Here is a 10,785-nt window from a genome sequence, read left to right on the forward strand (position 1 = left end):
AGTCAGCATGGACGCCAAAGCCATTGCCCGTCAGTGGGCAACAGGGGAAGAGCCCTTACAGGAACCAACCCCAGAAGAGAACACCCACCGCTATCTGATCTCGATCTACAGCGAGGCACGTACAGTGGGTGACGATATTGTCAATGACATTGCCAACGAAACTGCCCACACCCAAGTCGAGATCGATCGGGAAACTGTGGATGCTGACACCCTGCAGCGATATGGCCAAGACTACGCCATCAGTGAGGCTTCAAGCAGCCATCTAAGTCCGAATCGCCAGTCACTGTGGTTCTACTCAGTCACGCCCAGAGAGGACCGAGCCTATTTCGAGCACGGTGTTGAGACCTACTACAGCCTGCATCTGCATGCCGTTGATGACAGAAACCCGGATGCAAAGGACTACCAGGCAGTAGCTGAACTGATCAACGTTCGGATTGATCTGGCACCCGCACTGGCAAGACCTGATTTGGGGATTAGCCATCACGACCCGAGCCATGACCGCAGCCATGAGTTCTAAACAGGAGGGAACCAAGCATGTACAACCGCATTCTGATTCCGTTGTTCGCCACCATCGCCGCTCTTTTTATGGCGGGCTGCGAACAAGCAACCACTGCACCGGCGGTTACCGGTTACTGGTTGCAACAAACCGCCAAACGTCCGATGTCGCTGCACATCAAACCCGATGGAAATGAATACCTGGTGAATGTGGGACGACTGAACTTTGGTCACTACGACATTAGTGCGCAACCGGCAAAGCTGAATTCAACCGACATTCTGACGATTGACCAACGCAAGCAATTGCGGCTAGACCCAGCCACTGACATCCTCACTGATATTGACCATCCAACCATCCGCTTTATTCGGATTACGCAAGCTCAGTACGAGAAAGTAATCCAACTGACGACCGCATCGACGAGTCGCTAAACCGTATCGAGATCGTCTTCGCTGTGTCCCCACGAGGTATTTCCAGCGTCTCTCTGGATACCAAAATCCGTCTGACAACCATCCTCACGGAGTCTTCATCATGTCTCATAAACGTCTGATGGCGATCAGCCTTGTGCTGGCCGCCCATGCACCCCTGCCTGCTTACGCGGTGGGTGGCATTCCCACGCTCGACATCAATTCGATTGAACAACTGAACCAGTTAGTCAATCAGGTTGAGACCGCCAAAAGCCAACTCGATCAGGCCAAAGCTCAACTTGCTGCACTGACTCAGTCATCGGGCTTTGGGTACGTGCTGGCGAACCCGAGCGTTAAAGATCAGTTACGCGGTTCTCTGCCCTCTAATGCACAGTCCCTGTTGAATCGACTAGAAAATCCGGACAACAACCTCTCCAGTGCGGTCAACGACGTGGTACGTGACGTCAAAGCGCCTGTGAACTTCCCTCAAGATCGGGAAGTGCTGGCTGAGCGAAAGCTGAACATTGAAGCCACGGCCAAAGCCATGGCTGAACGCGCGTACAACGCCATGACACAGCGTTTAGAAGTGATTGACGGTTTGCAGTCCAAGATTAACGAAACCACCAATCCTAAAGAGATTGCTGAACTGCAAGCACGTATCGCGATTGAGCAGGCCAACATCCAGACCGACCAGACCCGCATTCAACTAGCCCAGCAGCAACTACAAGCCGAACGCGCCCTGCTCGATGCCCGTGCCGAACGGGTCTATGGCGGGTGGTTCGGCACCCGCCAGAAGCCATAAGAGAGACCATCATGCCAACCGGATTCTCCAGCACCCAGGTCTCTGCACCCCAAGACCCGGAAAGCATTGCCCAATGGATCACCACCCAAACGGAAGCCGTGCTGCAGTCGGCAGTCAATCAGCCGATTGCAGAACTAACCAGTGCTCTGACCCCAGTCATTACGCTTGGACTCACCTTGCAGTTCATGGCGTATGCCTTTGCCATCATGCACGGGCAAGGCAATATGACTGTGACCGAGTTTTTTAAGAAAGCAGTGGGTGTGGCGATTATCGCCATGATTGCCACGGCTGGCGGTCTGTACCAAAGTGAGATTGCTCAAACCATGCTGGGGTTACCAGATGCCCTGACTTCTGTGGTGATTGGTGAAACCACGGTTGCGGCACAGGTTGACAGGCTGCAACAGGAAACGTCAGTGGCAACCAGCAGCATGGGCAATGCGGGTGACTCAGGTTGGTTCGACTTTGTGCCCGATACTCGCCAGATCATTATTACGTTACTGACGTTTGGCGTCACCGTGAGCTCAGCGGTGGTGGGCGGCATCATCGCTGTCATCACCATCGTGATCAAGGTGGGCATGGCACTGATTGTGGCAACTGGTCCCTTGTTCATTACTTTCTTGCTGTTTGAGCCAACTCGCAAGATGTTCGATAGCTGGGTGGCGCAAGCCTTGAACTTTGTCTTTCTCGCACTCTTGGCTGGGCTGATCTTCGCCGTACTGCTGCAACTGAACCTGCAGTTTGTGCGCGCCATGGCCCAATGGCTAGATGGCGGCAACGTGAGCTTGATGGCCCTGTTTGCGGGGCAGGTGCTCGTGGCGATTGCTAGCATCGTCATCATGACTATGCTACCCGGCATGGCTGCAGGCCTCTCGTCTGGTTTTGGGGCTCAGTTTGGGATCGGTGCGGCCAGCCGAGGAGCATTTACTGCCTTGCGTCTACGGAGCTTAATGAAACCCGGTCTGCCTGGTTCAGGTGGAAAGTAGCCTGGCATCTAAGTACATAGGCTTACAGATTCCGAGAGCAGTTCGCCCATCAAGCAATCAACGGCTTACTCAATCCTTCTCTCATCACCCACTTCCCTCATCTCGCGTATCAGCCAATAGGCTCGTACGCAAAGGACCATCTTACCTATGAAGTCTCTTATCGCATCCCTCATGGCGAGCTTGCTTTTAGCTGGCTGCGCCTTTCATGCACCGCAACCACCCATGCCACCTGACGAACCACGCGTGCCCGTCAATGCCACTGAACCCTTGACACAAGGACGCTAAGCCATGAGTGCACAACCCATTCAATCTGATGAGCTCGCTGAACACCTGGAACGATCCCGTGGGCTGGAACGCGACTATTTGGGAGAACTGATCCGAAGTCGACGCTGGGCTTGGCGCTGTGCAACCGGTGCCGCCATATTGGCGCTTGCTGGTGTCGGTGCGGTCGCGGGGCTCACACCCCTGAAGGAGCCGCCCGAGATGTATGTGGTGCGGGTAGACAACGCCACCGGCGCGATCGACCACGTCAGCCGCTTGGGCGAACCGCTGCAGGACTATGGCAGCCGCATCGCAAAGTACTTTCTGAACAGTTACGTCTTGAATTGCGAAGGCTACAGCTGGCAAACCATTCAGGAGCAGTTTGACACCTGCGCTCTGCTGAGCAGCCCAGCAATCCAGACACAGTACGGCAAACGCTTTGAAGGTCCAAATGCACCAACAACACGCTTAACCGATCTAGCCACCATTGACGTCAAGGTGCATTCCATCACGCTTGGTGCCAATGAATCAGCAACCGTCCGGTTCACCACCACAGAAAAAGACGTCGGCACGGGCCAGATACGACAACAACGTCACCTGATTGCCTCCATTGCATACGAGTACATCAACGTGCCGCTCACCGAAGCGGTCGCCAGGCGTAACCCCTTGGGATTCCAGGTGGTGCGCTATGACCTCGCCAATGACCTGTCGCGCTAAACGGAACCTTTATGAGACACCGCCATGATTATGTCCAACCACCTGTTTAACCAAATGTTGTTCCTACCACGTGCACGACGCATTGCTTTGCAAGCACTGACCTTGCTTGCTGGATTTATGTTGACTGCACCTGCTTTGGCTCTGGAGCTACCCAAACCGTCACGCGCCGATCATCGCGTCCGCTATGCCACCTACAACCCAGCTAATGTGATTCAGCTTGATGCTGTGATCGGTGTGGCTACTTTGATCGTGCTCGAAGAAGGTGAAATCTACAGCTATCACGTCTTTGGTGACAGTGCCGCCTACGCATTTACCTACAAAGACAACAACCTGTTCTTTAAGCCGATTGCCCAGCAAGCCAACACCAACTTGATTGTGGTGACCGATCGGCGCAGTTATGCCTTCCGACTCTCATACTCAGACACCCACGATGCGCGTGCCCTCTACAAACTCGTCATCCGGTACCCGGATAGCGCGGCCAAGCAAGCGCAAGCCGCTCGTGAAGAGTCCGCTATTCGGACCGCCTTTGCGCAGTCCGGCACGCCGATTAACTGGCGCAGTTACACCCAGTCAGGTGACCGAACACTGGCTCCCGTGCATGCCTGGGATGATGGCCGTCAGACGTGGCTGCAATTCCCACGACAGGCTGACATTCCTGCTGTGTATCGCGTAACGCCTGAAGGTCAGGAAGTCATCACCAACTTCCACATGGCTGATGACCGCACGATGGTCCTGCACCGAACGGCTGCAAAGTGGCATCTGCGATTAGGCAACGAAGTGCTTGCCATACACAACGAAGACTATGGAAAGACCGAAGCTCCGTCTCACACCGGCACGGTCTCACCGAACGTGGTGCGCGTGGTCAATGGGGCGCAACCCCAGACATTGCCGCCCGCGAACGCCATCAAGGAACGCCCATGACAACCGACATGAACCCTGCCGACGACGGCTCTGCTGGTCTCTCTTCCGAGCACCGATCGGCAGCTGCAAACCAAAGCATTGACCTTGAACGTGGACCGGCTGATTTTGGGGATACACGTAAAAGTGCGCCGAGAGGGGCACGGGCTTTTTTGTGGATCACGGGATTGCTCGCCACGGCCATCACACTGGGGTTTATGTACCACCGCTACGGGCCCAGCGAAGAGGCCGTAGCAAGCTCAGACATCAACACCACACAAAGCGGTATCACCAACCGCCTTGAAACCCCGCAACTTCGCAAACCCTTGCCCACACGAGCACCTGAGCCAGCCACAAAGCCCGTACCTGCACCTTTGCCCATCATCGTGCAAGCCACGCCGGCGACCCCATCAGCGGCTGACGTCATTACCGAACGTCGTCTGGCCAGCCCCTTGCAAGCTGGTGGCAATGAGCAGGCGGCTGCCAATCAGAGGGTGCGGGCCCAAACCATATCTTCTCCCATGCAAGACGCAGGGCCACTGGCCGACAAACTCCGCCCGCTTGAATTGGCCCCTTCAGTGGCCGGGCAACTGGGCGACCGAAATTTCCTGATCACTCAGGGCACCATGATCGAATGTGCTTTGCAAACCCGATTGGTGACGACACAACCGGGGTTGCTAACGTGTCTGGCTACTCACGACATCATGAGCGCCAACGGTATGGTCAAGTTAATCGACCGAGGCACCAAGTTCACGGGTTACCAGTCAAACGGCATTACACAAGGTCAAGCCCGTGCGTTTGTTACCTGGAACCGTCTGGAAACACCCACTGGCGTCATTCTGAATCTTGGTTCACCTGGCACCGGCCCACTGGGTGAAGCCGGTGTAGATGGCTACGTCGACAACCATTTCTGGGATCGATTTGGTAACGCGATTCTGTTGAGCTTAATCGGAGACCTCGGCGTCTGGGCCACCAATCAAAGCCAACGCGGTGACAACAACGTCACCTTTGACACCACACTAAACGGTGGGCAAGAAGTGATCACCACGATCTTGGAACGATCACTCGATATTCCACCTACCCTCTACAAAAACCAGGGCGAACGCATCGGCATTATGGTCGCCCGTGATCTGGATTTCAGCCAAGTCTATGACCTCAAACCCACACACCTCGCCAATACCGTTCGATAGGTCACTGGCCGTTCGTACTTTCTTGGGTCCACTGCAGCCCTATCTCGATGATCCTGCGATCACAGAACTAGCCATTGTTCGTGCCCACAGCCTCTTTGCCCGCACCGCTGGCCAATGGGTAGCGCACAACTGCAACGCACTCACCCCGTCCATGCTGGCCGCCCTGATCAACGCCCTGGTCGTGTTTAACGGCTTGGGTACGGCACCAATCATCTCGGCCATCTTGCCAGACGGCCAGCGTTGCCAGATCGTGCAGCCGCCGGCATGCCTCGATGGCAGCGTGGCAATCAACATTCGCAAACATGCGGTCGCAGCTTTAAGTCTTGAAGAACTTCAAGCACAAGGCGCGCTGTCTGAGGTGACGTTGTCCGAAGACGACTACAACGCTGATGGCATTTCGCATGAGGATGCCTACCTGCTCGATTTGAAACAATCTGGTGACATCACCGAATTTCTACATGAAGCCATCCAACGCAGACGCAATATCGTGGTCGCAGGTGCCACGGGTTCCGGTAAAACCACCTTTGCCCGATCCCTCATTGCCCGCGTGCCCACTGATGAACGACTGATCACCATTGAAGATGTGCATGAACTAGCCTTGCCAGATCATGCCAACCGCGTGCATCTCATGTATGGCTCAGGCAGCGGCCGGGTCAGTGCCACCGAGTGCATCGGTGCCTGCATGCGCTTGTCACCTGACCGGATATTCCTCACCGAACTTCGTGGCCCAGAAACCTGGGACTACCTGGCAGCACTCAACACGGGTCACCCGGGATCAGTCACCACCACCCACGCCAATAGCGCAGCTGATGCGTTTGACCGTCTCGCAGTACTGATCAAACAGTCACCTTCGGGCAGTCGTTTGGATCTCACCACGATTCAGCACTTTCTGGCTCACACCGTGGATGTGGTTGTGTTTCTCGAGCATTTCCGGCTCAAGCAACTATGGTTTACACCGCGAAGGCGAACAGCAATGGCAACTTAGCCAGCAAAGCCCAGCGAGGCCTAGCAATGCCTCCGGTACGCCTGCCCTAACCCTCTCATCTTCAGCAACAGGCGTGCCAACCGGGGCTAAAGATGAGCCTCACTGGTGGTGGCCTGCGTGCTGACTTTGCGTCTTCACTTCAGGTCACACCATGATGACATCTTCACAAACACATGCCATTGGCGTGACACGCCCATCCAACCTTAAAAGGCTGGATCAGGTCATGGAACGCATCTCCCAGCGAGCGGCTCAAGCCCATGAGACCCAGATCGACAATTCCGCCGGCACTGCAGCCATGGTGTTGCCCGGACTAACTGACGCCGCGCGAGCCATCCCGAACTACATTGCTCGCTCAGGGCTCTTTGCACCAGTTCGCCGGGGTTGGCGGACGTATCACGATGACACCACATTTCTGACCGGCAAGAACATCCTGCTCAAAGGCACGGGCAAACAACTGACCGAAGACCATGCCGACATCTGGATGCACGCCATGTTTCTGCAGACCACCATGCAGACCGGGCAGGCACCGCGTGTTAATCGTGCTGATTTCTTGCGTGCACTGGGCCGTCCAACAGGCGGCAGCGCCTACGAGTGGTTACACACCGGCATGCAGGACCTGGCGCAGTTTTGTTTACGCATTGAAGCCAAGCGCGCAGATGGGTCAATCAAGTACAGCCTGGGTCACCATCCCGCCACTCGGGTCTTGCCCATGATTGGCGGCTTTGACTATGAGAACGGTGAATACCAACTCTTTATTGATCCACGCTGGTCTCAAATCTTTGCTAATCGCGAGTACACCCTGGTTGACTGGGAAAAGCGCCTGAGAATGCGCCATGAACTATCCAAGAGCCTGCAACGACTCATCGGCACCTCGTCGGATCAGGAACAACGCTACAGCCTCGAGATCCTGAAAGAGCGTGCGGTCTATACCGGACCAATGCATAAGTTTTGTGGGGTGCTGGAGAAATCGCTGCTGGAACTCGAGGCACTGAACATCATTGCTGCCCCGCGCATTGAAACGGCATCAAAGGGTAATAAGCAGGCTGTTTGGCATCGCGTTGAGAAGTAGCACTTCAAGACAGATTTTTCGCCTAATCAAACGGTCGAGATCAGCCAAAAACCACCAACCCACCAGCCTCAAAAATACAGATGTCATCGTCATAAGAAGCCGTTTTTGAGTACGCCGTTAACGTCAATTTGATCATCAAAAGAAACCGTTTTGTCGTCATTTCGTCGTCATAACAAGCCGTTTTCAGGTCTATTCAGGCCTGTGGATAAGTCACGTTTGGCATCGTCATAAGAAGCCGTGGCCATCGTCATAAGAAACCTAAATGTCGTCATAACAAACCGTTTTCTCGTCATAACAAGCCGTGACGATTTTGCAGACCCGCATGAATAAACGTTTTCCGGCGGATTTTTTTCCTTCTACCTTATTTCTACCTTTTATCTACCAGCATGGCCTGTGGATAAGTCTATCCAGCGACCGTGGTTTTTTACTTTGCCATTTCAGGATGCCGCTTATGAACCCGAGCTTTTACGCATCGCAAATCCGTACTCGCCTGAACACCACTGATCCGCGTGCCAGCACCTCGGCTCGACTACGCTCACTGATGCCATACATCGAAACGCGTTTAGCAGAGGGAGTGCCTCACAGCGCCATCGTGGAAGATCTTCGAGAAGCTGGTTTGCCAGTGCCCATCAAAACCTTCCGTGCAGCTTTGTATCGGTACCGCAAGCAATCGCGTAGGCATTCCAACGGATTTGCCACACCAGCATTTAACGGAGGGCAACCATGAACGACGAACCCTACGTCGAAGAACTGCGTCTGCTGCTGGCCCAGGGTGAACCGCTGGCACCCAAAGCCGCCAAGCTCCGGCCTCTGTTGCCACGGATCGTTCAGCGACTAGCTGCTGGTGCCCCGCGCAAAGTCATCGTTGAACAGTTAAACCGAGCCGGTCTAGACATCAGTCTGCATGATCTGGCCAAGCAACTACAGCGGTATCGCAAAACGCAGCGAGAAAGCAACTCAAGCGCCAATCCGGCGCCGACTGTGCCTGCCGGCAATACGCTGCACCCAACACCTTCCCAGCCTTCCGTTCGTGGTCAATCCAATCGTATCGAAAACCCGGCGGATCTTCGCAGGATCCGAAGCATGGAAGTCGACCTTGATGCACTACGCCGCGAGGGCGAGGCTATGCGCCGCCATGCTCGAGACACCAACAAAGCCACTGACTAACCCAACCATTAAATCCCCCAGGAGTGAACCCCATGAAAGTCGCCGTTTTGAACTACAGCGGATCCGTCGGCAAAACCATCGTTGCCTCGCATCTGTTAGCCCCACGCATGAACCATGCGCCCATCTTTGCCGTCGAAACCACCAATGAAACGGCTGCCGACCTTGGACTGGACATTGACCAGTTACGAGGTGAGCAGTTTGGCAAGCTGTTCCGTGACCTGTTGCGACTGCACGATGCCATCGTTGACGTAGGTGCAAGCAATATCGAAGATTTTCTCTCGGCCATGACCCGCTACGAAGGCGCCTACGAAGAAATTGATTTCTTTGTGCTACCCGTCATTGGTACCGGCAAAGCCCAGCGCGAAACCATCAAAACCATCACAGCCCTATCCAACCTAGGGGTCGCGTCCGATCGAATTCGGGTGCTTTTTAACCGTGTCGAAAGCGATGTGGAAGAAGAGTTCCTGCCGGTGCTGACCTATGCCAAGAAAACTGAGGCATTTGTCGCCAACCCGCAAGCCCTCATCTATGAGAACGAAGTGTTTGAACTGCTTGCAGATGCACGGACCAGCATCGCTGATGTCCTGGCAGACCAGACCGATTACCGCAGCCTGCTGCGTCAATCTGACCCAAGTGATCCCGGGCGCATTAATCATTTGACCAATCGCCACGCACTGCGTGCGCTGGCCAAACCCGTGGATAGACAACTGAACACCGCCTTTGCAGCACTCTTTGAGGACTAGAGCCATGAATCAGGAACGGCACCCCAACCGCAGCAAACTGGATTTTCTGTACCACGAGGTGCTGGGTGAGGTGGCTGACCTGACCAAGCGCATCGAGGGAGTCAACACCCGCCAGGCCGAAACCGTGAACGATCTGGTGAAACTCGCTACTCGCCTGGAGACGGCCTCCCAGACAATCACCAACCTGCCCACAGAACTAGGCCTTCAGGTCCAACAAAGCCTGCAAGCTGGCAGCCAGTTCTTGCAGGATGAGTTGCAACACCGCATGCAGCAGACACTGGCACCGACACAAACCCGTTTGCAGTCACTAGCCCACGACAGTGCGCTTTATGCTCGCCTGGCTCATCACTCAGCCAAGCGAATTGCACTACTGGCCATCGTCACCGGTGGGATCGCCGGTGCCTTGGGTGGTGTGCTGGCTGGCGTGGCGCTGGCGCGTTATCTGAATTGACGGACACGTGACGCGATCGATAGACTAATCCAGCACATCTTCGAGCAAACGATTGAGGCGAATCAGTTGCTTGAAGTCCTCTGCCACCGCAGGCACCAGGTCGGGAGAGGTGAACTCGGTATTGCTGAGTTTCTTCACCACCAAAAACCTCTTGAGCTTTAACCACTCCATATCCGGATGATCGGGGTCGAACCCTCGTGGTGGACGAGAAGCTATTTCCTCGCGTGAAAAGTCGCTCTTAAAGCGTGCCTTGAATGCAGGATCGGCAAACAACGCGTGAAAAGGTTGTGAATCCCGTGCAATGGCATTTCTGACCTTTTTTAACTGCGGGCCAGATGGCATGAAAAGCCCTCCCGCCACCACGACACCCATGTAAGGCGGGATATTGGGAAGAATGCCGAAGAACAAATGGGGGTTGCGTTCAAAGCGGGAGTCCGAGGGTTTCGAAATAGAAATGGATAGCCAGTCTTTGTAGCAAGGGCCACCACTGACCGTATAGTTCGCAGCCTTTTTGATTCTACCGATTCCTTTGACGGGGAAGTGGTAGTCCGGAACGCTTGGCTGAAGTTCTGTCTTGAGCCTTTGGGCCAGGTCAATGAACGGCCCCCTGACATGGGCTT

The 10,785-nt window shown here is 54.8% G+C and carries 15 protein-coding genes; 14 read left to right on the forward strand and 1 reads right to left on the reverse strand.

Features of this window, described 5'->3' with window-relative positions; all coding sequences use genetic code 11:
• Positions 1 to 7: 7 nt before the first annotated feature.
• The 14 genes from QWY27_RS13110 (at position 8) to QWY27_RS13175 (ending at position 10,165) form a co-directional block, all read left to right on the forward strand.
• Positions 8 to 517 carry a hypothetical protein gene (locus tag QWY27_RS13110; protein ID WP_290198825.1) on the forward strand — a complete coding sequence of 170 codons (510 nt, stop codon included), beginning with the start codon at positions 8 to 10 and terminating at the stop codon, positions 515 to 517.
• Positions 518 to 534: 17 nt separating this feature from the next.
• Positions 535 to 924 carry a hypothetical protein gene (locus QWY27_RS13115; protein ID WP_290198827.1) on the forward strand — a complete coding sequence of 130 codons (390 nt, stop codon included), beginning with the start codon at positions 535 to 537 and terminating at the stop codon, positions 922 to 924.
• Between the two features lie 100 nt (positions 925 to 1,024).
• Entirely contained in the window at positions 1,025 to 1,702 is a 678-nt protein-coding gene (locus QWY27_RS13120) for a TrbJ/VirB5 family protein (RefSeq protein ID WP_290198828.1), read from the forward strand.
• Positions 1,703 to 1,713: 11 nt separating this feature from the next.
• Complete coding sequence (locus QWY27_RS13125; protein ID WP_290198829.1) at positions 1,714 to 2,685, forward strand: TrbL/VirB6 family protein; 972 nt, start codon at positions 1,714 to 1,716, stop codon at positions 2,683 to 2,685.
• Positions 2,686 to 2,832: 147 nt separating this feature from the next.
• Positions 2,833 to 2,970 (forward strand): putative periplasmic lipoprotein, encoded by a 138-nt coding sequence (locus QWY27_RS13130; protein WP_290198830.1) that lies wholly within the window; start codon positions 2,833 to 2,835, stop codon positions 2,968 to 2,970.
• A gap of 3 nt (positions 2,971 to 2,973) precedes the next feature.
• Positions 2,974 to 3,663: a VirB8 family type IV secretion system protein gene (locus tag QWY27_RS13135; protein WP_290198831.1), complete on the forward strand. Its 690-nt coding sequence runs from the start codon at positions 2,974 to 2,976 to the stop codon at positions 3,661 to 3,663.
• A 24-nt stretch (positions 3,664 to 3,687) separates the two neighbouring features.
• On the forward strand, positions 3,688 to 4,584 hold the full coding sequence (locus tag QWY27_RS13140; protein WP_290198832.1) for a TrbG/VirB9 family P-type conjugative transfer protein: 897 nt from the start codon (positions 3,688 to 3,690) through the stop codon (positions 4,582 to 4,584).
• Positions 4,581 to 5,750, forward strand: a complete 1,170-nt coding sequence (virB10, locus tag QWY27_RS13145) for a type IV secretion system protein VirB10 (RefSeq protein WP_290198833.1) — start codon at positions 4,581 to 4,583, stop codon at positions 5,748 to 5,750. Before QWY27_RS13140 ends, virB10 begins: the two co-directional genes overlap by 4 nt.
• Positions 5,710 to 6,735 carry a P-type DNA transfer ATPase VirB11 gene (gene virB11, locus QWY27_RS13150; protein ID WP_290198834.1) on the forward strand — a complete coding sequence of 342 codons (1,026 nt, stop codon included), beginning with the start codon at positions 5,710 to 5,712 and terminating at the stop codon, positions 6,733 to 6,735. The genes virB10 and virB11 overlap by 41 nt, the downstream gene beginning before the upstream one ends.
• A gap of 151 nt (positions 6,736 to 6,886) precedes the next feature.
• The gene (locus QWY27_RS13155; RefSeq protein ID WP_290198835.1) at positions 6,887 to 7,804 is read left to right on the forward strand and encodes a TrfA; all 918 of its coding nucleotides are present in this window, start codon (positions 6,887 to 6,889) and stop codon (positions 7,802 to 7,804) included.
• Positions 7,805 to 8,126: 322 nt separating this feature from the next.
• Positions 8,127 to 8,531, forward strand: a complete 405-nt coding sequence (locus QWY27_RS13160; RefSeq protein WP_290198836.1) for a questin oxidase family protein — start codon at positions 8,127 to 8,129, stop codon at positions 8,529 to 8,531.
• Complete coding sequence (locus tag QWY27_RS13165; RefSeq protein WP_290198837.1) at positions 8,528 to 8,971, forward strand: hypothetical protein; 444 nt, start codon at positions 8,528 to 8,530, stop codon at positions 8,969 to 8,971. Before QWY27_RS13160 ends, QWY27_RS13165 begins: the two co-directional genes overlap by 4 nt.
• Before the next feature lie 32 nt (positions 8,972 to 9,003).
• Entirely contained in the window at positions 9,004 to 9,714 is a 711-nt protein-coding gene (gene stbB / locus QWY27_RS13170; RefSeq protein WP_290198838.1) for a StbB family protein, read from the forward strand.
• Positions 9,704 to 10,165, forward strand: a complete 462-nt coding sequence (locus QWY27_RS13175) for a hypothetical protein (protein WP_290198839.1) — start codon at positions 9,704 to 9,706, stop codon at positions 10,163 to 10,165. The genes stbB and QWY27_RS13175 overlap by 11 nt, the downstream gene beginning before the upstream one ends.
• A 24-nt stretch (positions 10,166 to 10,189) precedes the next feature.
• On the opposite strand, the gene QWY27_RS13180 is transcribed toward QWY27_RS13175, so the two are convergent.
• Positions 10,190 to 10,785, reverse strand: a 596-nt coding sequence (locus QWY27_RS13180; protein ID WP_290198840.1) for a DUF2461 family protein, incomplete at its 5' end; no start/stop codon positions are given.

This window comes from Zwartia vadi, assembly GCF_030410375.1.
GTDB classification, from domain to species: domain Bacteria; phylum Pseudomonadota; class Gammaproteobacteria; order Burkholderiales; family Burkholderiaceae_B; genus Zwartia; species Zwartia vadi.